Origin of the sequence: Nonomuraea sp. NPDC050310 (genome assembly GCF_040655795.1) — a bacterium.
Lineage (GTDB): Bacteria > Actinomycetota > Actinomycetes > Streptosporangiales > Streptosporangiaceae > Nonomuraea.
Genome location: NZ_JBFAKP010000012.1, coordinates 129,014 through 152,417 on the forward strand (window position 1 = coordinate 129,014; position 23,404 = coordinate 152,417).

19 protein-coding genes and 1 riboswitch are annotated in these 23,404 nt (G+C 71.9%); of the genes, 7 read left to right on the plus strand and 12 right to left on the minus strand.

The window, feature by feature from the left end; genetic code table 11:
• Window positions 1-627: 627 nt before the first annotated feature.
• The 6 genes from AB0I67_RS26205 to glgA form a co-directional block, all read right to left on the minus strand.
• Entirely contained in the window at window positions 628-1,086 is a 459-nt protein-coding gene (locus AB0I67_RS26205) for a hypothetical protein (protein WP_357928165.1), read from the minus strand.
• 38 nt (window positions 1,087-1,124) lie between these two features.
• Window positions 1,125-1,940 carry a carbohydrate ABC transporter permease gene (locus tag AB0I67_RS26210; protein WP_357928167.1) on the minus strand — a complete coding sequence of 272 codons (816 nt, stop codon included), beginning with the start codon at window positions 1,938-1,940 and terminating at the stop codon, window positions 1,125-1,127.
• Window positions 1,937-2,791: a sugar ABC transporter permease gene (locus AB0I67_RS26215; RefSeq protein WP_357928169.1), complete on the minus strand. Its 855-nt coding sequence runs from the start codon at window positions 2,789-2,791 to the stop codon at window positions 1,937-1,939. The genes AB0I67_RS26210 and AB0I67_RS26215 overlap by 4 nt, the downstream gene beginning before the upstream one ends.
• Entirely contained in the window at window positions 2,788-4,044 is a 1,257-nt protein-coding gene (locus AB0I67_RS26220) for a sugar ABC transporter substrate-binding protein (protein WP_357928171.1), read from the minus strand. The genes AB0I67_RS26215 and AB0I67_RS26220 overlap by 4 nt, the downstream gene beginning before the upstream one ends.
• A 72-nt stretch (window positions 4,045-4,116) precedes the next feature.
• Window positions 4,117-5,595: an Nramp family divalent metal transporter gene (locus tag AB0I67_RS26225; protein WP_357928172.1), complete on the minus strand. Its 1,479-nt coding sequence runs from the start codon at window positions 5,593-5,595 to the stop codon at window positions 4,117-4,119.
• Between the two features lie 58 nt (window positions 5,596-5,653).
• On the minus strand, window positions 5,654-6,823 hold the full coding sequence (glgA, locus tag AB0I67_RS26230) for a glycogen synthase (protein WP_357928174.1): 1,170 nt from the start codon (window positions 6,821-6,823) through the stop codon (window positions 5,654-5,656).
• 72 nt (window positions 6,824-6,895) lie between these two features.
• On the opposite strand from glgA, the gene glgC reads away from it, so the two are divergent.
• Window positions 6,896-8,131, plus strand: a complete 1,236-nt coding sequence (gene glgC / locus AB0I67_RS26235) for a glucose-1-phosphate adenylyltransferase (protein WP_357928176.1) — start codon at window positions 6,896-6,898, stop codon at window positions 8,129-8,131.
• A gap of 10 nt (window positions 8,132-8,141) precedes the next feature.
• Here glgC and AB0I67_RS26240 read toward each other — a convergent pair whose 3' ends face one another.
• Entirely contained in the window at window positions 8,142-9,086 is a 945-nt protein-coding gene (locus AB0I67_RS26240; protein ID WP_357928177.1) for a Gfo/Idh/MocA family oxidoreductase, read from the minus strand.
• A 124-nt stretch (window positions 9,087-9,210) separates the two neighbouring features.
• Between AB0I67_RS26240 and AB0I67_RS26245 the strand changes: the two genes are divergently transcribed.
• The 4 genes from AB0I67_RS26245 (at window position 9,211) to AB0I67_RS26260 (ending at window position 13,869) form a co-directional block, all read left to right on the plus strand.
• Window positions 9,211-10,482, plus strand: a complete 1,272-nt coding sequence (locus AB0I67_RS26245; protein ID WP_357928178.1) for a hypothetical protein — start codon at window positions 9,211-9,213, stop codon at window positions 10,480-10,482.
• 53 nt (window positions 10,483-10,535) lie between these two features.
• Window positions 10,536-11,603: a GNAT family N-acetyltransferase gene (locus tag AB0I67_RS26250; RefSeq protein WP_357928180.1), complete on the plus strand. Its 1,068-nt coding sequence runs from the start codon at window positions 10,536-10,538 to the stop codon at window positions 11,601-11,603.
• Window positions 11,604-11,607: 4 nt separating this feature from the next.
• Window positions 11,608-12,036, plus strand: coding sequence for a protein-tyrosine phosphatase family protein (locus tag AB0I67_RS26255; protein ID WP_357928181.1), 429 nt, complete (start codon window positions 11,608-11,610; stop codon window positions 12,034-12,036).
• Between the two features lie 228 nt (window positions 12,037-12,264).
• Window positions 12,265-13,869 carry a hypothetical protein gene (locus tag AB0I67_RS26260; protein ID WP_357928183.1) on the plus strand — a complete coding sequence of 535 codons (1,605 nt, stop codon included), beginning with the start codon at window positions 12,265-12,267 and terminating at the stop codon, window positions 13,867-13,869.
• A 3-nt stretch (window positions 13,870-13,872) separates the two neighbouring features.
• Here AB0I67_RS26260 and AB0I67_RS26265 read toward each other — a convergent pair whose 3' ends face one another.
• The 5 genes from AB0I67_RS26265 to AB0I67_RS26285 all read right to left on the minus strand — a co-directional run bounded on the left by AB0I67_RS26265 (window position 13,873) and on the right by AB0I67_RS26285 (window position 20,859).
• Entirely contained in the window at window positions 13,873-14,949 is a 1,077-nt protein-coding gene (locus tag AB0I67_RS26265) for a mechanosensitive ion channel domain-containing protein (RefSeq protein WP_357928185.1), read from the minus strand.
• A gap of 12 nt (window positions 14,950-14,961) precedes the next feature.
• Entirely contained in the window at window positions 14,962-15,957 is a 996-nt protein-coding gene (locus AB0I67_RS26270) for a ribonucleotide-diphosphate reductase subunit beta (protein ID WP_357928367.1), read from the minus strand.
• The gene (locus tag AB0I67_RS26275; RefSeq protein ID WP_357928186.1) at window positions 15,957-18,107 is read right to left on the minus strand and encodes a ribonucleoside-diphosphate reductase subunit alpha; all 2,151 of its coding nucleotides are present in this window, start codon (window positions 18,105-18,107) and stop codon (window positions 15,957-15,959) included. Before AB0I67_RS26275 ends, AB0I67_RS26270 begins: the two co-directional genes overlap by 1 nt.
• Window positions 18,108-18,195: 88 nt before the next feature.
• A riboswitch (cobalamin riboswitch) is annotated at window positions 18,196-18,397 on the minus strand.
• A gap of 23 nt (window positions 18,398-18,420) precedes the next feature.
• Window positions 18,421-19,383 carry a tripartite tricarboxylate transporter substrate-binding protein gene (locus AB0I67_RS26280; RefSeq protein ID WP_357928188.1) on the minus strand — a complete coding sequence of 321 codons (963 nt, stop codon included), beginning with the start codon at window positions 19,381-19,383 and terminating at the stop codon, window positions 18,421-18,423.
• 84 nt (window positions 19,384-19,467) lie between these two features.
• A complete protein-coding gene (locus AB0I67_RS26285) occupies window positions 19,468-20,859 on the minus strand; it encodes an FG-GAP-like repeat-containing protein (RefSeq protein WP_357928190.1) in 1,392 nt (463 codons plus the stop codon).
• Window positions 20,860-21,014: 155 nt separating this feature from the next.
• Between AB0I67_RS26285 and AB0I67_RS26290 the strand changes: the two genes are divergently transcribed.
• Together AB0I67_RS26290 and AB0I67_RS26295 are read left to right on the plus strand one after the other, a co-directional pair.
• Entirely contained in the window at window positions 21,015-22,172 is a 1,158-nt protein-coding gene (locus AB0I67_RS26290; RefSeq protein WP_357928192.1) for an ROK family transcriptional regulator, read from the plus strand.
• Between the two features lie 70 nt (window positions 22,173-22,242).
• Window positions 22,243-23,394, plus strand: a complete 1,152-nt coding sequence (locus AB0I67_RS26295) for an endonuclease/exonuclease/phosphatase family protein (RefSeq protein ID WP_357928193.1) — start codon at window positions 22,243-22,245, stop codon at window positions 23,392-23,394.
• The last annotated feature ends 10 nt before the right edge of the window (window positions 23,395-23,404 follow it).

Genomic DNA, 23,404 nt, shown 5'->3' on the forward strand with positions numbered 1-23,404 from the left:
TTCGGAGGCGGTCACCGACCTCCCCTGCCCGCCGCCCAGGATCACCACCCACCGCCTGCACTACTCGCCGCATCGGTGAACGGGGCCAGCTCAGCAGCCGACGCCAGCTCGACTCAGCCGATACCAGGCCGACGCCCAACCACAGCACCACCCACCGACCCCCGCTGACCACCGCACAGGATCATCACCCACTGGCTGGGCTGCTCGCCGCATTGGTGGACGGGGCCGGTGTCTGCGGCCGCCTACCCCTGCCCCCGGCCCCCACCCGATCCTCCCCTTGCCCCGCTCCGGTGCCCGGCCCCTGTGCCCGGCACACCCCGCGCTCAGCTCCGTTGCCCCGCCCACGCCGCGCTCAGCTCCGTTGCCCCACCCACCTCGCGCTCAGCTGCGTTCCCGGCGCACCCCGCGCTCGGGTGCGTTGTCCGGTGCGCCTCGCGTCCGGCTTTGTTGCCTGGCGCGCCTTGTTATGCCCGGTTCGCTCCGTTGCCTGGCCGCTGTGCTCGGCCCGACTCGTGCCGGACCGTCCCCGAGGCTGGGGCGCTGCGGAGGTGTGCGGCGGGGAGTCCGGCGGTGGGGCGTGATCCTGGGCGGTGGGGTGGGGGGTCGGCGAGGTCGCGTGGAGAGGGGTTAGAGGTAGGCGCGGGTGGCGGTGGCCAGGTCGGCGGTGGGGTCGGGGGTGGAGACCGGGAGGGCGTCGTCGGGGGTCCGCTCGCGGACGTCGCGGTCGCGGATGGCGAGGACGGCCGGGGCCGGGGCGCCGGTGGCGCCGAAGCGGTCGGAGACCGCCACGCCAACGACCCGGCGAACGTCGGCGACGACCTCACGCGCGGTGTGGTCGCCGCCGGACACCGCCAGGTGCCCCAGCAGGGCGGCGAAGCGCAGTTCGCCCTCGGAGGCGGGCCGCTGGCCGGGCACGACGGGGCGGTCGAGCCAGAAGACCTTGCCCGCCAGGAGGGCGTCGTAGGGCCGCCCCTCGCGCGAGAGCGCACGGACGGCGCCGGTGACCACGGCGCCGAAGTCGGCGAGGTCCGCCTCGGGCGGCAGGTCGGTGGTCACCAGCAGCGGCACGATGAGCGAGTCGAGCATGGCGCACATCGTAGAGGCGGCCACCGACAAACCGCGGCCTACTTGAGTCCGGAGGTGGCGATGCCTTGGACGAAGAAACGCTGCAGGAAGAGGAAGAGCACCAGGATCGGCGCCACGACGATCATGGCTCCCGCCACGAGGAGGTTGTAGTGGGTGCCTTCCTGGCCGTTGAGGATGTTCAGGGCCACCGGCAGGGTGTAGATGTCCTCCGACTGGGCGACGATGGCCGGCCACAGGAAGTTGTTCCACGCCCCGAGGAAGGTGATCAGCCCCAGGGTGGCCATGGCGGGCCGGCACAGCGGCAGGACGATGGTGAAGAAGATCCGGAATTCTCCGGCCCCGTCCACCCGGGCCGCGTGCAGCAGTTCGTCGGGGATCTCGGCGATGAACTGCCGCATCATGAAGACGCCGAGCGGCGTGATCAGTCCCGGCAGGATGATGCCGAGGAAGGTGTTGACCAGCCCCAGCTTGGCGATGAGCACGAACTGCGGCGTCATCAGCACGATCGCCGGGATGGCCATCTGCACCAGCACCAGCCCGAACAGCACGTTCCTGCCGCGGAAGGGCAGCTTGGCGAAGCCGTACCCGACCATGGAGCAGAACAGCAGGTTGCCCGCGACGATCACGGCCGCGACCAGCACGCTGTTGAGGAACGCCTGCCCGATCTGCACGCGGTCGAGCAGTTCGGCGTAGTTGTCCAGGGTGAAGGTCTCCGGCCAGAGGGTCGGCGGGTCGCGGCGGATCTCGGCCTCGGGCTTGACCGAGCTGAGCCCGGCCCACAGGAAGGGCCCGACGACCAGGAGCAGGCCGAGGCTCAGCCCGAGGTAGGTGATCAGCCGTTGCGCGCGGGTCATCGTCGCCTCCCGATCCGAAGCTGGAGAACGGCCAGCGCCACGATCACGGTGAACAGCACCGTGGCCGCGGCCGAGGCGTAGCCGTAGTTGCCCACCCCGAACTGCTTGAAGATCGCCAGCGAGGCCGACAGCGTGGAGTTGAGCGGCCCGCCCCCGGTCATCACCAGCGGCTCCTCCAAAAACTGCAGGAACCCGGTGGTGCTGTAGACGGTGCAGAAGAGGATCACCGGCCGCAGTTGCGGCACGGTGATGTCGCGGAAGCGCCGCCAGCGCCCGGCCCCGTCGACGGAGGCCGCTTCGTAGAGCTCGCGCGGGATGCCCTGCAGCGCGGCGAGGAAGACGACCATGTCGAAGCCGAAGCTGCGCCAGGCGGTCATGACGATGATGGACGGCAGCGCGGTCGAGGTGTCCTGCAGCCAGCGCGGCCCGCCGCCGAGCAGGGTGTTGACCAGCCCGGCGTCGGGTTCGAGCAGGAACTTCCAGGCCACCGCAATGCCGATGATGCTGGTCACGTGCGGCAGGTAGTAGCCGAGCCGGAAGAAGGCGGCCGGCAGCCGCCCGATGCCGGAGTTGAGCGCCACCGCCGCCAGCAGGCCGAGCCCGATGGTCAGCGGCAGCGCCGCGACGACGAAGATCGCGGTGTTGACTGCGGCCTTGCGCATCGCCTCGTCGTCGGCGAGGCGCAGGTAGTTGTCCAGCCCTACGGGGTCGACGGCCAACGGGTCGGCCACGTCGGTGCTGCGCATGTCGGTGAAGCTCATGCCCAGGCCGGCCAGCAGCGGGCCCAGGTAGAACACGGCGAACATGAGCACGAAGGGCAGGACGAACACCCAGCCCAGGGTGCGTCTCACAGGCCGGTCCCGATCGTCTCGGCCTGCTGCTGGATGGCCTTGGCGGTCTGTTCCGGCGTGGACTTGCCCAGGGCGAGCTTCTCCAGCTCGGTCTCCAGGACCTTGGCCACCTGCTCCCAGGTGGGGAAGGGCGGCGGGGTCTTGGCGTCCTTGAGCTGCTCGCCGAAGACCTTCAGCCGGGCGTCGCCGGCCAGGGCGCTCTCCTCCCAGGCGGCCTGCACCGCGGGCAGGGCCTTGACCTTGGTGTACCAGTCGGCCTGGACCTTCGGCTCGGTCAGCCAGGAGATCAGCTTCCAGGCGGCGTCGCGGTTCTGTGCCTTCTTGAAGACGGCCAGGTCGGAGCCGCCGACGAAGCTCGTGGCGCTGACCGGGCCCTTGGGGTAGGGCGCGAGCTCGATCTTGTCGCCGAAGCCGGCGCCGCCGTCGTTCTCCAGCACGCCGACCATCCAGGGGCCGGAGAAGAAGCCGCCGACCTCGCCCTTGATGAAGTTCTGCGGGAAGGCTCCGCGCGGGGTGTCGTTGGGGGCGAGCTTCTGCTGGAAGAGCGAGGCGTACTGCTTGAGGCCGGTGACCGCCTCGGGGGTGTCGAAGGTGTAGGCGCCGTCCTTGACGATCTCGCCGCCGGCCGACCAGATGAGCGGGAGCGCCTCCTGCCAGGCGGCGCCCTCGGTGAAGGCCTGGTTGAAGCCCTTGGCCGCGCCGCCCTTCTCCTTGAGCGCGCGGGCGAAGGCGGTCAGCTCCGCCCAGGTCTTCGGCGCGCTCACGCCGGCCTTCTCGGCCTGGTCCTTGCGGTAGTAGAGGACGCGCGTCTCGACGTACCACGGCACGCCGTACGCGGTGCCGCCCACGTCGACGGTCTGCCAGGCGCCGGGGAAGAAGGCGGCCTTGTCGAAGAGGTTGCCGGGCGTGGGGTCGAGCGCCCCGGTCTTGGCCAGTTCGCCGGACCAGGTGGAGCCGATCATGCTGACGTCCGGGGTGGCGTTCCCGGCGATGGCCGAGGTGATCTTGTCGTGCGCGACGTCCCACCCCATGGGGGTGACCTCGACCTTGATGCCGGGGTTGGCGGCCTCGAACCCCTTGACGAACTCGCCCAGGGCCTTGCCCTCCTCCCCCATGGCCCAGACCGTCACGCGGCCGGCCGCCTTGTCGGTGGCGACGTCCTTGGCCTGCTCGGGGGTCTGCTCGGCGCCGCGTCCGCAGGCGGCGGCCAGGGCGAGCAGCAGCACGCCCGCGGCGGCACGGGTGTTCGGCATGGGTTCCTCCCGGGGGGTGGTTCTGTAAGCGCTTACTCCCTGCCCCGGCAGGCGGATTCATGCCTGCGGATATCAGAACGTGACCAACGGGTCGCCCACGAGGTCGGCGACGAAGTTGACGAAGAAGAAGCCGAAGAACAGGAAGTTGAGCACGAGGATCACGTAGTGCCACGGCCGGGGCCGCGCCGCCTTCGGCAGCCGGCTGTTGAGGTAGATCAGCAGGAACGGGTAGATCAGCGCGCCCAGGTTGGACATGTTCGCCGACCAGTTGACCAGGTTCTGCGGCAGCGTGAAGTGGATAATCACCGAGATGGCGACCAGCAGCACCAGCATGAAGGGGTAGTAGAAGCGCCGCGGGTCGCCCTCGATGAGCCGGCGCAGCCGGGGGCTGGTGGCGTGCGCGGCGTCGGTGGTCACCCGCACCATCGCCTCGAAGATGCCGAGCTGGGTGGAGAACAGGATCAGCACGCCCAGCACCAGCGACAGGTAGAACATGCCCCTGCCGTACTCCTCGTCGAGCGCGGCGGCCACGAAGGTCGAGACGTCGGCGTCGGTGGGCTTGTCCCCCGACAGCCGCACGGCCTGCGCCATCAGGATGGCCGGCAGCAGCATGCCGAGCATCGCGCCGACGAAGAAGACGCCCCACATGTCCACCAGCAGCAGCCGGTACCAGCGCCGCCAGCGGGCGGTGTTCTCCGGGGAGTCGTCGAAGGTCACGCCGCTGGCCAGGATCTCCCGCTTCTCGCCGCGCAGGCCGGAGAGGTAGCCGGCCCGGTGGCCCATGCCGTACCCCTTGTCGCGGTAGTGGCCCATCACGTACCAGTTGAGCCCCGAGGCCAGCGCGGTGAAGCCGGCCAGCGCGCCGAGCTGCGTCGCGGTGATGCCCGGCGGCGGCGCGGCCGGGGTGAAGAAGCCCCTGATGCCCTCCCACCACAGCTCGAAGGGCACCACGAACAGGTCGATGAGCAGCAGCCCGGCCAGGATCGCGCCGATCATGCCCCAGTTGGCCAGCTCCAGCGCCCGGCTGACCCGGCGGGCCGCGGCCGTGATCGCGAAGACCAGCAGGAGCAGCGCGATCGCCCACAGGCGCGGCTCCTCCGCGCCGCGCGGCGGCACCACGCCGTGCACCAGCGCGTACAGGCCCTGCCCCGCCGAGGCCGCCCAGCCGCCCGCGATGAAGGCGAACAGCACGATGAAGACCGACAGCGGCACCCACAGCTTCCAGCCGGGCGGCACCCGCCCCCAGCCGACCACCGGCGTCTCGCCGGTGGCCAGCACGTAGCGCGAGCACTCCACGTTGTAGAAGGTCTGCAGCACCGCCGAGACGACGATCACCCAGCCGACCCCGACGAAGCCGTACTCCCCGACGGTGCGCGGCCCGATCAGCCACTCACCGCTGCCGATCGAGATGCCCAGCGCGATCAGGCTGGGCCCGACGGCGTACTTGACCAGCTCCTTCGGGCCGATCCTGCCGACCTTGAACACCTCTTCCGGGGTGGGCAGGTCGGCGACGTCGAGATCCGGGCGGCTGACTCCGAGTCGGTACGGCATGGCACGCCTCCTCGGTGCCAGGGTGATCCCGTACCGAGGAGCCGACAAGACCTATTTGTCAGGCTATCGAGGCATAGAGCGCCAGAGTCCGCTCCGCGATCCGCTCCCAGGAGAAGTGCTCGACCGCCCGCGCCCGCCCCGCCGCGCCGAGCGCAGCGGCCCGGCCCGGGTCGCCGAGCAGCGCGTTGATCCGCTCGGCCAGGTCGGCCGCGAACCGCTCCGGATCGTACGGCTCGCCGTCCCCGCCCTGGTCGATCGGCACCAGCAGCCCGGTCTTCCCGTCGGCGACCACCTCCGGGATGCCCCCGGTCGCGGTGGCGACCACGGCCGTCTCGCAGGCCATCGCCTCCAGGTTGACGATGCCCATGGGCTCGTAGACCGACGGGCAGACGAAGACGGTGGCGTGCGTGAGGAGCTGGATGACCTCCGGCTTGGGCAGCATCTCGGAGATCCACACCACCCCGTCGCGGCGCAGCCCGTCGACCAGGCCGCGGATCTCGGCGGCGATCTCGGGGGTGTCCGGCGCGCCCGCGCACAGCACGAGCTGGGCGCCCGGGTCGAGGTCGCGGGCGGCGCGCAGCAGGTGCGCCAGGCCCTTCTGCCGGGTGATCCGGCCGACGAAGACGACGTAGGGCCGGTGTGGGTCGATGCCGTGCTTCCGCAGCACCTCGACGCCGGGGTCGGGGCGGTACTCGACGGTGTCGATGCCGTTGTGCACGACGCTGACCTTGCCCGGGGAGATCTCCGGATAGGCGGCCAGCACGTCGGCGCGCATGCCCTCGGACACCGCGATCACCGCGTCGGCCGAGGCCAGGGCGGTGCGCTCGGCCCAGGAGGAGACGGTGTAGCCGCCGCCGAGCTGCTCGGCCTTCCAGGGGCGCAGCGGTTCGAGGCTGTGCGTGGTGACCACGTGCGGCGTGCCGTACAGGAGCTTGGCCATATGCCCGGCGAAGTTGGCGTACCAGGTGTGGCTGTGCACCACGTCGGCGCCCTCGCAGGCCGCGGCCATCTCCAGGTCGACGCCGAGCACCTGCAGCGCGGCGTTGGCCGTCTCCAGGCCGCCCGGGATCCGGTAGGCCGAGACGCCCGGTTGCTCCCGGTCGGCGCCGAAGCAGTGCACCCGGACGTCGGCCAGGCGGCGCAACTCGCGGGAGAGGTATTCGAGATGCACCCCGGCTCCGCCGTACACCTCGGGCGGGTACTCGCGGCTCAGCAGATCCACACGCATGACACAGACCCTAGCCAGGCGGGCGAGCCGCCGCACTTCGATAGGCACGGCGTTTCGGGGTAGCTTCTGACCATGACGTCGCCCAGGGTCCTCGCAGTCGTGCTCGCAGGTGGAGAAGGCAAGCGGCTCATGCCGCTGACGGCGGACCGGGCGAAACCCGCGGTGCCTTTCGGCGGCATGTACCGGTTGATCGACTTCGTGCTGTCCAACCTGGCCAACGGGCACTACCTGAAGATCGTCGTGCTGACGCAGTACAAGAACCACAGCCTCGACCGGCACGTCTCGCAGACGTGGCGGCTGTCGGCGATGCTGGGCAACTACGTGACGCCCGTCCCGGCGCAGCAGCGCCTGGGGCCGCGCTGGTTCTCCGGCAGCGCCGACGCGCTCTACCAGAACCTCAACCTGATCTACGACGAGGAGCCGGAGCACGTCATCGTCTTCGGCGCCGACCACATCTACCGCATGGACCCCCGGCAGATGGTGGCCCAGCACGTCGACTCCGGGGCTGACGTCACCGTCGCGGCGATCCGGCAGCCGCTGTCGCTGGCCGACCAGTTCGGCGTGATCGAGACCGACCCGGCGGGCAACAAGATCGTCGCCTTCCGCGAGAAGCCGAAGGACGCCGTCGGCCTGCCCGACGCCCCCGACGAGGTCTTCGCCTCGATGGGCAACTACGTCTTCAAGACCCAGGCCATGATCGAGGCCCTGCGCGAGGATTCCCTCGACCCCACCAGCAAGCACGACCTGGGCGGCAACATCATCCCGATGCTCGTCAAGTCAGGCGGCGCGGAGGTCTACGACTTCGCCGACAACCTGGTGCCCGGCTCCACCGAGCGCGACCGCGGCTACTGGCGCGACGTCGGGACGCTCGACGCCTACTACGAGGCGCACATGGACCTCATCTCGGCGCACCCGGTCTTCAACCTCTACAACGACCGCTGGCCCATCTACACCGGCCACGACCCGCTGCCGCCGGCCAAGTTCGTGCACAACGAGGGCGACCGGGTCGGGCACGCGATCGACTCGCTGGTCTCCCCCGGCGTGATCATCTCCGGCGGTACGGCGGAGCGGTCCATCCTGTCGCCGCGCACCGTCCTGCACTCGCACTCGCTGGTGGAGGACTCCGTGCTGATGGACAACGTCAAGGTCGGCCGGGGCGCGATCGTGCGGCGGGCGATCATCGACAAGAACGTGGTCATCCCGGACGGCGCGCGGATCGGCTTCGACCTGGAGCACGACCGCTCCCGCTTCGCGGTGACCCGCGGCGGCATCGTGGTGATCGGCAAGAACGAGATCGTCGAGCGCTAGGCCGGGTGGCTCAGAGGGCGCCCAGGCGCTCTCTGACCGTCTCCATCAGCCGCATGACGCCCAGGGTGGCCTCCAGCGGCATGATCGCGCTCTCCGTGCGTCCCTCGGCCAGTGCCAGGGCGACCTCGCGCGCCTGCGCCTGGTAGCCGCCCTCGGCCGGGTCGAGCACGTGCTCCTGCTCGCCGACGACGATCCGGCCGGGCGCCCAGAACGGCGCCGGGATGTCGGCCCGCCCCTCGGTGCCTACCACGGTGGCGCTGTTGGCCATCGGGCTGCGCAGCGAGGTGTCCAGCAGCGCCCGCGCGCCCCCGGCGTAGCTGAGCAGGATCCCGGCCTCGGCGTCCACGCCGGAGGGCGCCAGGGTGCCGGTGACGTGGATCTCCTCGGGCTCGCCGAGCAGCAGGTAGGCCAGCGCCAGCGGGTAGACGCCCAGGTCGAGCACGGCCCCGCCGCCGAGCGCCGGGTCCCAGAGCCGGTGCGCGGGGTCGAAGGGCAGCGGGAAGCCGAAGGTGGCCTGCACCGAGCGGATCTCGCCCAGCCGCTCGTCGCCGGCCAGCCGCCGGATGAGCGGGTTGAAGCGCATCCACATGGCTTCCATGAGGAAGACCCCGGCCTCGCGGGCCAGGGCGACCATGCGCTCGGCGTCGGCGAGGGTGGCGGCCAGCGGCTTCTCGCACAGCACCGCCTTGCCCGCGGCGATGGCCGCCTCGGCGACCGTCAGGTGCTGGGCGTGCGGGGTGGCGATGTAGACCGCGTCGACCGCCGGGTCGGCGCAGAGCTCGGCGTAGGAGGCGTAGGCGCCCGGCGCGCCGAGGTCGTCGGCCAGCGCGCGGGCCCGGCCCAGGTCGCGCGAGCCGACCGCGGCCACCCGCATCCCCGGCTCGGCGGCCAGCACCGCTCCCACCGTGCGCGCGATGCCGCCGGTCGCGGCGATGCCCCAGCCGAGATCAGTCATGACGACGGAGTCTGGCACACCGGCAGCGGCCGGGAATCCGCAGGGGTCATGAAAAAGGGTGATGTAGGCCACGGGCATGGCGAGCTGAAAGCCCGGTGCAAGGCCGGTGTGCCAGGATGCGATCATGTCCAGACTCCGCACCGAGCTGCGCAACCCCCTGTTCCTGCAGGGATACGCGCTCATGGCCAACACCGCGATCACCGCGGTGCTCGGGCTCGGCTACTGGATGCTGGCCACCCGCCTGTACTCCCCCGACGCCTTCGGCGAGGGCCAGGCGATGATCAGCGCGATGCGGCTGTTCGCCTCGCTCACCGGTCTCGCCTTCGCCGGCATGCTGGCCCGGTTCATCCCGGTCGCCGGCCGGCGCACCGGCGAGCTGGTGGGCCGCGCCTACGCGGTGGCCGGCGCGATCGGCGTGCTGGCCGCGCTCGTCTTCCTGCTCACCCTGCCGATGTGGGGTACGGCCTACGCCTCGCTCGCCGGGCTGCTGCCCGGGCTGCTCTTCCTGCTGGCCGTGCTGGTCTGGACGGTCTTCACGCTCCAGGACGTGGTGCTGACCGGGCTGCGCCGGGCGGTGTGGGTACCGGCCGGGAGCCTGGCCTTCGGGCTGGTCAAGATGGCCCTGCTCGGCGTGCTCGCGGTCGCGCTGCCCTCCGGTGGCGTGCTGGGCGGCATCTTCGTCTCCTGGATCATCCCGACCGCGCTCGCCCTGATCCCCGTCAACTGGTACATCTTCCGGGTGCTGGCGCCCCGCGCCGCCGACCCAGCCGCCCAGCCCGCCGTCCCGCTCTCCGCCCGGCGGATCGGCCGCTTCCTGGCCGGCGACTTCCCGGGCGCGCTCTCGGCGCTGCTGGTCATCTTCCTCGTGCCGGTGCTGGTGGCCGGCTGGGTCGAGGACGTGGCGCACTTCGGCTACTTCACCGTCGCGCACAGCCTCGGCTGCATGGTCGCGCTGCTGGCCAACAACCTGGCGCTCTCGCTCACCGTGGAGAGCTCGCTGGACGCCGGCTCGCTCGCCCGCAATCTGCGCGCCACGCTCCGCCGCGCCTTCCTGGTCCTGGGCCCGATCGTCGGACTCACCGTCCTGGCCGCCCCGCTCCTGCTCGGCGTCTTCGGCGGGGAACTGGCAGAGTACGGCACGCCGTTGCTCAGGTTGATGGCGCTCGCCGTGATCCCCGGCATGCTGATCGAGGTCCACCTCGCCACTCTCCGCGCCCGCAGCGCGGCACGGAGGCTGGCGGTGACCCAGATCGGCCTGGCTCTGCTGGTGCTGGGCTCGGTCACGGTGGCCTTCCCCCTCTGGGGCATCACCGGCGTCGGTCTCGCGCTCCTGGGCAGCCAGGTGGTCGTGGCCGCGCTGGTCTTGCCCCACATACTGAAGGATTGCTGTGAATGAGAAGTCCGCTGACAGAGCACCCTCCCGCACCACATAGGTTGGGACGTCCAACCATGAACATTTATGTCATCCACCCCCGCGAGCTGGGGGACACCGAGATCACGGCGTGGCGGGCGATGCAGGCTGCGCAGCCGCACCTCGCCAACCCCTTCTTCAGCCCCGAGTTCACCATCGCCATGGGCGAGGTCACCCCGCGGGCCCGGGTCGCCGTCCTGGACGACGGCTCACCGGCCGGGTTCCTCCCCTTCGAGCTGCAGAGCCGCGGCGTCGCCTCGGCGCTCGGCATGTGGGTCTCCCTCGCCCAGGGCATGATCCACCGGCCCGGCCTGGAGATCTCCGCCGAGGCGCTGCTGCGGGGGGCCGGGCTCGACGTCTTCGAGTTCGGCACGCTGGTCCCCCAGCAGCCCTGGTTCCAGCCGTACGAGACGCTGTCGCAGGAGAGCGTGATCGTCGATCTGACCGGCGGCTTCCAGACCTACCTGAGCGGGCTCAGCAAGCAGTTCGTCAACAACACCTTCCGCAAGGAGCGCAAGCTCGGGCGCGAGGTGGGCGAGGTCAGCCACGAGTTCAACGTCCGCGACGAGGCCCAGTTCAAGCTGCTGCGGGAGTGGAAGACCGGCCAGTACCTCGCGATGGGCCGGACCGACCGGTTCTCGCGGCGCTGGGTGGTCGAGCTGGTCGAGCGGCTGTACGCGATCGACACCCCGCTGTTCGGGGCGCCGCTGTCGATGCTCTACGTGGACGGCAAGCCGATCGCCGGGCACTTCGGCGTGCGCTCGGGCTCGGTGCTGGTGGACTGGTTCCCCGCCTACGACCCCGAGTACTCGCGCTACTCCCCCGGGCTGATCCAGCACCTGCGCATGGCCGAGGGCGCCGCCGAGCTGGGCATCACCAGCTTCGACCTCAGCGTCGGCACCGGCTGGCAGTACAAGGCCTCGTTGCGCAGCCACGGCATCCCGGTGGGTGAGGGCATCGTCCGCCGCCGCACCGCCGGCGCGGCCCTGCACTGGGCCCGCACCGCTCCGGTACGGCGGGCCCGGCGCTTCATCCTGGAGACGCCGGCGCTGTACAACCTGGCCGACCGGGCGATGCGCAAGAGCGCCGAGCTCCGCCGGCGCTGACGCCGTGACGACGTGGGACCCCGCCGACGCGGGCGTGTTGCGGCTGCCGTCCGGGCGGCTGGTGCGCGGGCGGGGGCTGAGCCGGCCCCGGCCCGGCGGGCCGCCCCCGGACTTCGGGCTCTACCTGCTGGGGCGCAGGCCCGAGCCGGTGGACTGGGAGCATCGCTGGCTGCGCTGGCCGGACTTCCGGCTGCCCGCCGACCGGGCCGAGGCTGTCGAGGCCTTCCGCCAGGCCTGGGAGCGGGCCGCGGCCGAACGGGTCGAGGTGGCCTGCGCCGGCGGGCGGGGCAGGACCGGCACCGCGCTGGCCTGCCTGGCGGTCCTCGACGGGGTGCCGGCGGCCGAGGCGGTGGCGTACGTGCGGGCGCACTACTCGCCGCACGCGGTCGAGACGCCGTGGCAGCGCCGGTACGTCAGGCGCTTCACGGGCTGAGCGGTTCATGCCCGGGGTCGCGGCTGGCGTGGGCCGCGCCCCGGGCGGTGAGCTCCGTGGTCCAGCCGGGGGTTCGCCGTTCCCGCCGCCCAGATCGAGCCCTCGCCCCTTTCGGGGAAAGCCGGAGAACGCTTATTCGCCGATTTGGATTAATCGGGAATATGCCTTCTTCACGGTTACACGGTAATAAGTACGGCTTGCCGTACGCCACCGATTAAGGTGCGAACTGTGCGACGACCGAGGCGGCTGACGGCGGCGGAACGGCGGATCTGGGACGCTTTCCCGGCCGGGGAATGGGTGGATCTGCGGACCGGGGACCCCGAACTCGACGACCCGGCGAAAAGCGCCGAATGGCCGCGCGAACGCGAGGTCCGCGCCGAGATCCTGAGGGCTCTGCTGCTGGGCGCGGTGGAGCGCCAGCCCGGCCAGGTCCCGGCGGTACGGCTGGCCGGCGCGCGGATCACCGGGACGCTCGACCTGTCGGAAGGTTCGGTGTCCAGCACGCTGCACCTGCTCAACTGCCACCTGCCGGAGGCGCTCGACCTCACCGACGCCGGCACGCGCAGCATCCGGTTACGCGGCTGCGACCTGCTGCGGCTGCGCGGCTCGCGGGCGAAGATCGACGGCCTGCTGGAACTGGACGCCTCGACCGTGCGCGAGGGCGTGCGGCTGGACAACGCCCGCATCGAGGGGCAGTTCCGGATGAACCGCAGCACGGTCCACGCCCCGCCGCGCCGCGAGCGGATGTCGGAGTCGGGCGTCGAGGACGTCCTGGACCCGTCGGTGCCCGCGCTGGCCAGCCCGTTCGCCTGGGTGCAGCAGGAGTGGGCGCTGTGGGCGGGCGGCCTGAGCGTGGGCGGCGGGGTGTTCCTGCGCTCGCTGCGCGCCCGGGGCGGGCTGCGGCTGATCGGCGCGGTCCTGCCGGGCGGCCTCTACCTCCAGGGCGCGACCGTCGAGGCGACCGGCGTCTACGCCGTGCACGCCGACTTCATCACCGCCGGGACCATCGAGATGAGCGCCGGGTTCCGCGCCGAGGGCACGGTACGGCTGCGCAGCGCGACGGTGGCCGGGGTGCTCTCCTTCGACGGCGCCGACCTCAGGCCCGGCGAGCACCGCCACACCTCCCGCGAGCGCGACGACCAGCCGGTGGACCGGGCGCTGCACCTGAGCCACAGCACCGTCGACGAGCTGATCTGGCTGCCGGCCGCGATCGAGGGCGAGGTCAACCTGCGCTACTCGCGGATCGGCGTGCTCCTCGACCACCCGGCCGCCTACACCGACCGGGTCCAGCTCAACGGGCTGACCTACGAGTCGGTGCGCGGGCTGTGGAGCGTCGCCGAGCGCGTCTCGTGGCTGGCCCGCGACCCCACCGGCTACCGGCCGCAACCCTACGAGCAGCTCGCCGGCTGGTACCGCCGCATCGGCCACGAGCCGGACGCGCGCCGGGTGCTGCTGGCCAAGCAACGCCGCCGCCGGGAGACCCTGCGCCCGATGGGCCGGGGCGTCGGGCGGCTGCTGGACCTGGTCGTCGGGTACGGCTACCGCTCCTGGCTGGCCGGGCTCTGGGCGGTGGTCCTGCTCGGCTTCGGCACCGCGGTCTTCGCGCGCGTCCCGCCGGTCAAGGTGGACCCGGACGAGCAGCGCACCTTCCACGCCTTCGTCTACACCCTCGACCTGCTGGTGCCGGTCAGCGTCTTCGAGGTGCGCGGGGCGTGGGAGCCGGTCGGCTGGACGCAGTGGGTGGCCTGGGGGCTGATCGTGTCCGGCTGGGTGCTGGCGACCGCGCTGATCGCCGGCGCTGCGCGGGTGCTCAGGCCGGCCTCGGGCCCCTGACGGTCAGGCTCCTCCCGCGCGGGCGGGCGGGTCCATCTCGACCCGGAAGCGCGGCAGCGCCTCCGGGTAGCTCCGGCGGACGAAGTCGACGAGGTGCTCGCGGGCGTCGGCCTTGAGGTCCCAGACCGAGGCCGAGTCCGCGGCGCTCATCAGCGCCCGCAGCTCGACCAGGCCGTTGGGCAGGATGTCGGTGACCTGCAGCGTCCAGTCCGTCTGATCCCACAGCGGGTGGTCCTGGATGAAGCGGTGCAGTTCCTCGCGCAGTTCCTTGACCGGGACCGACCAGTCCACCCGCAGGTAGACGTGGCCGATGACGCGGCTGCCGTGCCGGGTCCAGTTCTCGAACGGGTTCTGGGTGAAGTAGGAGACCGGGAACACCAGCCGCCGCTCGTCCCACGATCGGACCACGACGTAGGTCAGGGTCAGCTCCTCGATGCGGCCCCACTCGTTGTTCACCACCACCACGTCGTCCAGGCGCAACGCGTCGCTGAAGGCGAGCTGCAGGCCGGCCAGCAGGTTGCCGATGGTGGACTGGGCGGCGATGCCGACGATCGCGCCCGCGATGCCGGCCGAGGCGAGCAGACCGGTGCCGAGCGCGCGCACCTGGGGGAAGGAGAACAGGATCGCGCCGAGCGCGATCACCACGATCACGGCCGCGGCGACCCGGCGGACCAGCGCGATCTGCGTCCGAATCCGCCGCGCCCGCCGGTCGGCGGCACTGGTGACGCTGTCGCCGTTGATCTGTTCGAGCCGCACGAGCACCACGTCGGTCACCGCGTAGGCGGCCTGGATCACCAGCCACGTGACCGCCACGATGGTCAGCAGCCCGAGCACGCGGTCGACGGTGTCGCCGACCTCGCGCTCCTCCGGGCCGTAGCCGAACATGGCCGGAAAGTAGACCGTGTTGAAGGCCACCAGCGCGGCCACCGCGAAGCCCGGCCACACACAGCGGCGCAGGAACGGTTCGGCCCCCGGCCAGCGGCGGGTGGCCTTCATGAGCGCCCGTCGGATCAGTTCGACGATGATCACAGCCCCCACGACGGAGACGATGAGGACGAGCCAATTCGACGAGGCGCTCATGCCCCTAATCTCTCAGAAAGCCTCGTCGAAGGTCACGTTCCCCTCGACCGCGACCTGGTAGGCCGAGACCCGGCGTTCGAAGAAGTTGGCCAGCTCCTGCACGTCCTGCAGCTCCATGAACCCGAACGGGTTCGCCGTGCCGTACCGCGGCTTGAAGCCGAGCCGGGCGAGCCGCTGGTCGGCGACGTACTCCAGGTACTGCCGCATCTGCCCGGCGCTCATGCCCGGCATGCCCTCGCCGCACAGGTCGCCGGCGAAGGCGAGTTCGGCGGCGACCGCCTCCTCCAGCATCTCCACGACCTGCGACTCCAGCTTGTCGTCGAAGAGTTCGGGCTCCTCGGCGCGCACGGTGTCGACCACGCTGAAGGCGAACTCCATGTGCATGGACTCGTCGCGGAAGACCCAGTTGGTCCCGGTGGCCAGCCCCTGGAGCAGGCCGCGGGAGCGGAACCAGTAGACGTAGGCGAAGGCGCCGTAGAAGAACAGCCCCTCGATGCAGGCGGCGAAGCAGATCAGGTTGAGCAGGAACGCCCGCCGGTCGGCGGCGCTCTCCAGCCGGTCCAGGCCGCCGAGCGAGTCGATCCACTTGAAGCAGAACTCGGCCTTGTCGCGGATGGAGGGGATGTTGTCCACCGCGGCGAACGCCTTGACCCGCTCGTCGGGGTCGGGCAGGTAGGTGTCCAGGAGCGTCAGGTAGAACTGCACGTGCACGGCTTCCTCGAAGAGCTGCCGGCTGAGGTACAGCCGCGCTTCGGGGGCGTTGACGTGCTGGTAGAGGTTGAGCACGAGGTTGTTGGCGACGATGGAGTCGCCGGTGGCGAAGAAGGCGACCAGCCGGTTGATCAGGTGCCGCTCCTGGGCGCTCATCCTGGGCAGGTCGGCCAGGTCGGTGTGCAGGTCCACCTCCTCGACGGTCCACGTGTTGCGGATGGCGGCCCGGTAGCGCTCGTAGAAGTCGGGGTAGCGCATCGGGCGCAGGGTCAGGTCCATGCCGGGGTCGAGCAACATCACTGGCACGCCTCGCAGTACTCGGGGTTCTCCAGGGAGCAGGCCACGGCTTCCTGGGCGGTGGGGGTCACGGTCGTCTGCGCGATCCGGGTGGCCGGTCGCGAGCGCAGGTAGTAGGTGGTCTTGAGGCCCTGCTTCCAGGCGTAGGCGTACATCGAGGAGAGCTTGCCGATGGTCGGGGTGGCGAGGAAGAGGTTGAGGGACTGGCTCTGGTCGATGTACGGCAGGCGGGCCGCCGCCAGGTCGATGAGCGCCTTCTGCGGCAGCTCCCAGGCGGTGCGGTAGAGCACCTTGAGGTCGTCGGGGATGCCGGGGATGTCCTGGATCGAGCCGTCGGCCCGCTTGATCGCGTCGCGGAGCTGCTGCGTCCAGAGCCCCCGGGCCTGGAGGTCGGCCACGAGGTAGCGGTTGACCTGCAGGAACTCGCCCGACAGCGTCTCGCGCTTGAAGATGTTGGACACCTGCGGCTCGATGCACTCGTAGCAGCCGGCGATCGAGGCGATCGTCGCGGTGGGCGCGATGGCGATCATCAGCGAGTTGCGCAGCCCGTTCGCGGCGATCTTCGCGCGCAGTTCCCCGGGCACGGGGACGCCGAAGTGGTCGGGGTGCAGCACCCCGTCGTACGCACGGGTCTGGTCGTAGGCGGGGTGGACGCCCCGCTCGACGGCCAGGTCGGCGGAGGTGTCGTAGGCGGCGAAGGCGATCTCCTCGGCGATCCTTGTGGAGAGCGCGAGCGCCTCGGGCGAGTCGAACGGCAGCCGCAGCGCGAAGAAGACGTCTGCCAGGCCCATCACGCCGAGCCCGATCGGCCGCCACTTCCTGTTGGCCGCCTCCGCCTCGGGCGTCGGGTAGAAGCCCAGGTCGATGGTGCGGTCGAGGAAGCGCACGGCGGTCCGGACGGTACGGCGCAGCTTCGTGAAGTCGACCTCGGCGCCGCTCAGGTGGGCGGCCAGGTTGACCGAGCCGAGGTTGCAGACGGCGGTCTCCCCGTCGCTGGTGACCTCCAGGATCTCGGTGCAGAGGTTGGACAGGTGGATGACGTTGCCGGGCCGGGCGGTCTGGTTGGAGGTGCGGTTGCTGGCGTCCTTGAAGGTCATCCAGCCGTTGCCGGTCTGGGCGAGGGTGCGCATCATCCGGCCGTACAGGGTGCGGGCCGGGATGGTGCGGGTGGCCAGGCCCTCGCGCTCGGCGGTGCGGTAGGCCTCGTCGAAGGCCTCGCCGTACAGGTCGGTGAGGTGCGGCACGGTCTTGGGGTCGAACAGCGACCAGTCGGCGTCGGCCTCGACGCGGCGCATGAACTCGTCCGGCACCCAGTTGGCCAGGTTGAGGTTGTGCGTACGGCGGGCCTCCTCGCCGGTGTTGTCGCGCAGTTCCAGGAACTCCTCGATGTCGGCGTGCCAGGTCTCCAGGTAGACGCAGGCCGCGCCCTTGCGGCGGCCGCCCTGGTTGACCGCGGCGACGCTGGAGTCGAGGGTGCGCAGCCACGGCACGATGCCGTTGGAGTGGCCGTTGGTGCCGCGGATGAGCGACCCGCGCGAGCGGACCCGGCTCCACGCGATGCCGATGCCCCCGGCGTACTTCGACAGCCGCGCGACCTGGCCGTAGCGGTCGTAGATGCTCTCCAGCTCGTCGCGCGGCGAGTCGAGCAGGAAGCACGAGGAGAGCTGCGGGCGGCGGGCGCCGGAGTTGAACAGCGTGGGCGAGGAGGGCAGGTAGGACAGCGTCGTCATCAGCGCGTACAGCTCGGCCGCCTCGGCGACGCTCTCGGCCAGGCCGCAGGCCACCCGCAGGAAGAAGTGCTGCGGGCGCTCCAGCACCGCGCGGGTGCTGGGGTGGCGCAGCAGGTAGCGGTCGTAGACGGTGCGCAGGCCGAAGTACTCGAACCGCTCGTCGCCGTCCTCGTCGACCAGCGCGTCCAGCTCGGCGCGGTGGGCGGCGACGAAGGCGGCCAGGCCGTCCTGGATCAGCCCCTCGGCGTGGGTGGCGGCGATGGAGTCGGAGAAGGTGCGCACCCCGTGCGAGGCGGCCTCCTCGGCGATCTCCTCGGCCAGCAGGCGCGCGGCCACCCGGGAGTTGGCCGGGTCCGCGATCACGCGGGCCGCCGCCTCCTCGATGGCGAGCCTGCGGTCTTTCTCGACGATCTGTGTCACGCTCTCTCCTCGCGAGCTCTTCCCCCACGGAGGGCAGGCGAGAGCACGCGCGGGCAGCGCGAGACTCCCGGACCCTCCCTCGAGGCCCAGAAAGGACAAAGTCACCGGCAGGTCTTCGGACTCGCGGGCATGAAAAGATCGCCTACTGGCCGTCGCTTCCCGGGCCTGGCAAGCCCAGTGCTCAATGACGGCGGTCGTTCCCGCTCACCGCTGCGGGGCAGTTCCGGATTCGCACCGGATTCCCTTTTGCTCCGCCCCGGCGGGGGCGAACCAGCGACGACCAGGATCCTACATCTAGTGGCGGTCGCCGCAACTAGCCCCGGTATGTTGTGCCGCGCGTGTCGAGCAGGCCGAGGTCGCGCAACACCTTGCGGGTGCGGTCGAGCTCCGAGGTGAGCCACACGGTGAAGTCGTCGCCGCTGAGCGGCATCGGCGTCCACCCGCCGCTGCGGCAGGCCTCCAGCCAGTCGTCGGAGTAGGCGGCCTCGTCGCAGGCGGCGGCCATGGCCTCGCGGGTACGGCCGGCGAGCTTGCGCGGGCCGAAGGCGGCGCACCATTCGGCGAAGTCCACCCGGACCCCGCACTCCTTGAGCGTGGGGGCGTCGATGCCCGGCACCCGCTCGTCGGTGGAGACCGCGATGACCTTCACCCGGCCCCGGTCGATCCGGGGACGCCAGGCGGCCAGCGTGCCGGCGGCGGCGCAGGCGTGCCCGGCCATCAGCGAGGCGGCCGCCTCGCTCTCACCGGTGTAGCCGGCGTAGTCGACCAGCCGGGTGTCGGCGCCGAGGCCCTGGGCGATCAGCCCGAACAGCACGTGCCCGGTCTCGCCCTGCGGCCCGCCGGCCAGATAGGTGCGCGCCGGGTCGGCCACGAGCTGGGCGGCGAGGGCGTCGAAGTCGGCGAAGCGGGAGTTGGCCGGGATCACCACGGCCACCGGCTCCCCGGCCAGGCGGGCCAGCGGGGTGGCGACCTCCAGGATCGGGGGCGCGCCGTTGATCTCGGCGGCGGCCAGCCGGGGCAGGCTGGTGACGGTGATCCGCGTGACCGTCGCCCCGGACGCCCCGATGTCGGCGGCGGTCGAGCCGGCCAGGCCGGTGACCGCGTGGCCGCGCCGGCTCAGCGCCCGGCCGTACGCCTGGGCGATCCGGCTCAGCGACTCACCCGCCGGGACGACCGTCAGGCGGCCCGGTCCGTGGGCCGGTTGCGTGGCCGTGGCGCACCCCGCCAGGCTCGCGGCCATGCCCAGCCCGAGCGCGAAGAACTGCCGACGGCGCATCGCACCCCACCCCCAGCGACCTATCCCCCAATACCTGAAGTTATTGACAGATCACAGCGTGTTACACATGGAAGGCATAGCGGACTACTCGATCACCACGCCGAAGCGGGCGTCTCCGGTCCGGATCGGCACCTGTTCCGCGCCGAAGGTGACCTCCGAGCCGCCGTCCAGAACGGTCACCTCGTGGGAACTGAAGGCGGTCACCAGGATCTCGGCCTCCGGGTCCCGATCGAGCTGCCGCAGCGCGGGCGGGAACCCGAAGGCCCGGACCGTGCCGCCGCCCGGGGACCTGGGCGGGAGCAGCATCCGGGCGCCGGCGCCGCTCACCCCGTCCGGCCCGCCGTACAGCAGGAACACCGCGCCTTCGAGGTCCTTGGCGGGGGCGCCTGCGAGCACGTCGGCGTAGCCGTCGCCGTTGGCGTCGCCGACCGACAGGAGCGTCCCGAAACCGTCGCCGTCGACCGACTCGCCCGGCACGCCGGGTGAGGCCTGGGACCACAGGACCGGCCGGCCGAGGCCCTCGGGTGAACCGGGCAGGACGGTGATCTGGCCGCCCGGGTCGCTCGCGTCGGCCCAGCCGTTGCCGGCGACGACGTCGCCGTGGCCGTCGCCGTCCAGGTCGCCGATGTCGAGCCCGGACACGCCCCAGCCGTCGAAGCCGCGGCCGGGCGGCGGCTTGCCGAGGCCCTGCGCGGTGCCCGGATAGACCACGCCCGTGCCCTCGTCGGCGGGGTCGTCGTCGGAGTAGACCACCGCCAGGTCCGCCCGGCCGTCGCCGGTGACGTCCCCGGCGGCGATCGGGCCGGCGCTCGCGGTCTTCTTGACCAGGTCGAGGCGGCCGTCGATGAGCACGTGCACGGTGGCGTGCCCGGCGATGGCCAGGTCGTCCCGGCCGTCGCCGTCGAAGTCCCCGGCGGCCAGCCGCTGCGCGGGCAGGCGGACCTCGCGGGTCCTGGCGAACGGCTTGGGGCCGCCGAACAGGAGGGTCACCCCGCCCCGGCCCGGCCCGTGTTTCGGGGTGCCCACAGCCAGGTCGCTGGTGCCGTCACCGTCGAAGTCGCCCGCCGCCAGCGCGGACCCGAACCCGTCGCCCCGGCCTCCCGCCGGACTCCGTAGCACCGTGGGCGCCCGGTCCCCGCCGGGGAGGGCGAGGCCGGCGGCGGTGCCCCAGAGGATCGCGACCGCGCCCGGCGTGCCCGCGTCCCCGGACTCCGCCTTCCTGCCGGGGGCGCCGATGGCCAGGTCCGGGTACCCGTCGCCGTCGTAGTCGTGCCCCCGGTCCAGGACCGGACGCCGCGGGGGCTCGGCCGTCCGGCTCGCGGCGGGCGCGGGGGTGGCGGCTTCCGTGCCCGGGGGGCCCGTGCGCGGACCTGTGCGCGGGCCTGCGAGTGGGGCGGTCGCGGGGGTGGCGGGGGCGCACCCCGCGAGTAAGCCGAGCGCGAGCAACAGGCCGGTGACCGGTCGGGGCGCGATCATGACCCCACCCTAGACAGCTCCCGCCGCGCCGGGGCCTGTAACGTCGGCCACCCCCGGAAACGAAGATCTCTTTGTGTCTTCGCCACCCGAGCGAGCCATCACTAACAATGGATACCATCATTAGTAGAGCCACGACCCGGCCACGAGGGGGACGAATGGATGTCGGCGGCGGCGACCTGCAACGGCTTCGCCGGCTCAACTCCCTGGCCTGCCTGGGCGCCCTGCGCGGCGACGTCCCGCTGACCCTGGCCGAGTTGTCCAGGCGGACCGGGCTGTCCCGCGCCTCCACCGTGGAAGTGGTCACGGAGCTGGAGGAGCGCGGCTGGGTCGAGGAGGTGCCGCCGGTGCAGGGGGCGATGGGCCGGCCGGCCCGCCGCTACCGGTTCAGGTCGAACGCCGGCCACGTGGTGGGGCTCGACATCGGCGTGCACAAGGTGCTGGCCACCATCACCGACCTCGACGGCGCGATGGTCGCCAGCGCGCGCACGGCGGTGAGCGCCGACCTGCCGCGCGGCGAGCGGCTGGAGGCGGCCGACCGGGCGGTGGCGGCCTGCCTGAGCATGGCGGGCCTGGGCCAGGACGACATCTGGGCGGTGGCGGCCGGCACGGTCGGCGTGGTGGACCGTTCCGGCCGGGTGGCCCGGGTGCACTCGATCCCCGACTGGGCGGGCGTGGACCTGGTGAGCCATTTCGCCGCCTCCTTCGACGCCCCGGTGCGCGTCGCCAACGACAGCCGGGCGGCCGCGCTGGCCGAGCAGCGGCTCGGGGTGGCGCAGGACGTGGCCGACCTGGTCTACCTGCACGTGGGCCGCAGGCCCGGCGCCGCCTCGATCATCGAGGGGCGGCTGCTGCAGGGCTTCGGCGGCGCGGCGGGCGAGGTCGGCCTGCTGCCGGCGGTCCGCTGGATGGACATGGGCCGGCACCTGGAGAGCGTGCCGCGCTTCGCCGGGGCGCCGGAGGAGCAGGTGGCCGGGCTGGTGTTCGCCGCCGCGCGGGAGGGCGACCGGGAGGCGGCCGCCGCGGTGGAGCGGTTCGCGGCCGACCTCGCGGTGGGCACGGCCGCGCTGGTGCTCACCCTCGATCCGGAGGTCGTCGTGCTGGGCGGCGGCTTCTCCCGCTCGGGTGACGTGCTGCTGGAGCCGCTGCGCCGGGCGCTCGCGCCGCTGGTGCTGCGCATGCCGGAGGTGCGGTCCTCGGCGCTGGGCGAGAACTGCGTGGTGCTGGGCGCGGCCTGCATCGCCATCGACCACATCAACGAGCTCCTGCTCACCGAGGCGGACCCGCTGGGCTCGCGGCTGGATCGCACCCGTTGACTATCTGGGCAGCGGGCGCATACTTACGAGGGAAACCCTCGAAAGTCTGCCCGCAGCGAAGGATCCCCCCGTGCGCCGACTCCTCCTGGCGTTATGCCTGCTCCCGCTCGCCCTGGCCCTGGCTCCCGCGCCCGCCGCCGCGGCGACGCCGGCCACCCCGAAGATCATGCACCTCAACATCGCCGGCGGCGAGTGGTGGGCCGGGGGCGACACCCCGGTCAGGGCCGTCGCGGCCACCGCCCGCGCCCAGCGCCCCGACGTGATCACCCTCAACGAGATCTGCTACGACCAGTACATCGAGCTGCGGGACGCGCTCAAGCCGCTGGACGGCAACGGCTGGCAGGTCAAGGGCTGGGGCTACGTCGCCGAGGCCGACAGCACTCGCTACACCCGCTGCCTGGGACCCCACGGCGTCGACGAGCCGTGCTACGCCGCCGGGACCTGCCGCCTGTCGATCGGCTCGGCCATCCTGACCCGCCACGACGCCCACACCGGCACCACCTGGGACCTGCCCAGCAGGACCCGCGCCGACGGCGCGCTCTACAAGCTGTACTGCGTGCGCACCTGGCTGCCGGTCGAGACCGGGCCGCTGCGGCTGCAGCACTCGCGGGTCTGCACCACGCACCTCGACCCGGTCGGCGGCGTGGTCGACACCCCCACCATGGCCGGCGGCTGGGTCTCGTTCTGCCTGCCCAAGTCGGCCGCCTTCGCCGGCGAGGACCTCCGGCACTGCCAGGCCAGCGTCATCCGAGCCCGCGTCGAGGAGAACCTCATGGTCGCCGACGCCAACGGGCGCTACGCCCCGCTGATCCTGACCGGCGACATGAACAACCGGCCCGACGAGCCCGCCTTCACCTCCTACGACGCGATCAAGAACCGGGCCGCGCAGGTGCAGGCCTGGCGCCCCTACTTCGGGTTCGCCGACTACCAGCCGGCCGGCACGACGCCGCTGAAGTTCCACTTCGCCGAGGCGGGGGCGCCGGCCGACGAGCCGACCTTCTGCCGGGTGTCCAGCGTCACCTACGCCACCCCGCCGACGGCGAGCACGGCCTGCGACGCCGGGTACCAGCGGGTCAAGCTCGACCACGTGCTCTACCAGCGGGAGTACTGGCACTCCCCGGCCACCACGGTCACGCTCCAGCAGCGCGCCCCCGGCGAGACCGGGATGCTCAGCGACCACTTCCGCCTGGACAGCACGCTGGCCTGGAACCCGCTGCCCTGAGGGGTACGGC

What these genes read in the sequence shown, in the direction of transcription:
- glgA (WP_357928174.1), bottom strand. Translation starts at nt 6,823, where the DNA reads ATGCGTGTGGATCTGCTGAGCCGCGAGTACCCGCCCGAGGTGTACGGC.
- AB0I67_RS26285 (WP_357928190.1), bottom strand. Translation starts at nt 20,859, where the DNA reads ATGATCGCGCCCCGACCGGTCACCGGCCTGTTGCTCGCGCTCGGCTTA.
- AB0I67_RS26270 (WP_357928367.1), bottom strand. Translation starts at nt 15,957, where the DNA reads ATGTTGCTCGACCCCGGCATGGACCTGACCCTGCGCCCGATGCGCTAC.
- glgC (WP_357928176.1), top strand. Translation starts at nt 6,896, where the DNA reads ATGACGTCGCCCAGGGTCCTCGCAGTCGTGCTCGCAGGTGGAGAAGGC.
- AB0I67_RS26210 (WP_357928167.1), bottom strand. Translation starts at nt 1,940, where the DNA reads ATGACCCGCGCGCAACGGCTGATCACCTACCTCGGGCTGAGCCTCGGC.
- AB0I67_RS26245 (WP_357928178.1), top strand. Translation starts at nt 9,211, where the DNA reads ATGTCCAGACTCCGCACCGAGCTGCGCAACCCCCTGTTCCTGCAGGGA.
- AB0I67_RS26225 (WP_357928172.1), bottom strand. Translation starts at nt 5,595, where the DNA reads ATGCCGTACCGACTCGGAGTCAGCCGCCCGGATCTCGACGTCGCCGAC.
- AB0I67_RS26290 (WP_357928192.1), top strand. Translation starts at nt 21,015, where the DNA reads ATGGATGTCGGCGGCGGCGACCTGCAACGGCTTCGCCGGCTCAACTCC.
- AB0I67_RS26220 (WP_357928171.1), bottom strand. Translation starts at nt 4,044, where the DNA reads ATGCCGAACACCCGTGCCGCCGCGGGCGTGCTGCTGCTCGCCCTGGCC.
- AB0I67_RS26280 (WP_357928188.1), bottom strand. Translation starts at nt 19,383, where the DNA reads ATGCGCCGTCGGCAGTTCTTCGCGCTCGGGCTGGGCATGGCCGCGAGC.
- AB0I67_RS26240 (WP_357928177.1), bottom strand. Translation starts at nt 9,086, where the DNA reads ATGACTGATCTCGGCTGGGGCATCGCCGCGACCGGCGGCATCGCGCGC.
- AB0I67_RS26205 (WP_357928165.1), bottom strand. Translation starts at nt 1,086, where the DNA reads ATGCTCGACTCGCTCATCGTGCCGCTGCTGGTGACCACCGACCTGCCG.
- AB0I67_RS26265 (WP_357928185.1), bottom strand. Translation starts at nt 14,949, where the DNA reads ATGAGCGCCTCGTCGAATTGGCTCGTCCTCATCGTCTCCGTCGTGGGG.
- AB0I67_RS26250 (WP_357928180.1), top strand. Translation starts at nt 10,536, where the DNA reads ATGAACATTTATGTCATCCACCCCCGCGAGCTGGGGGACACCGAGATC.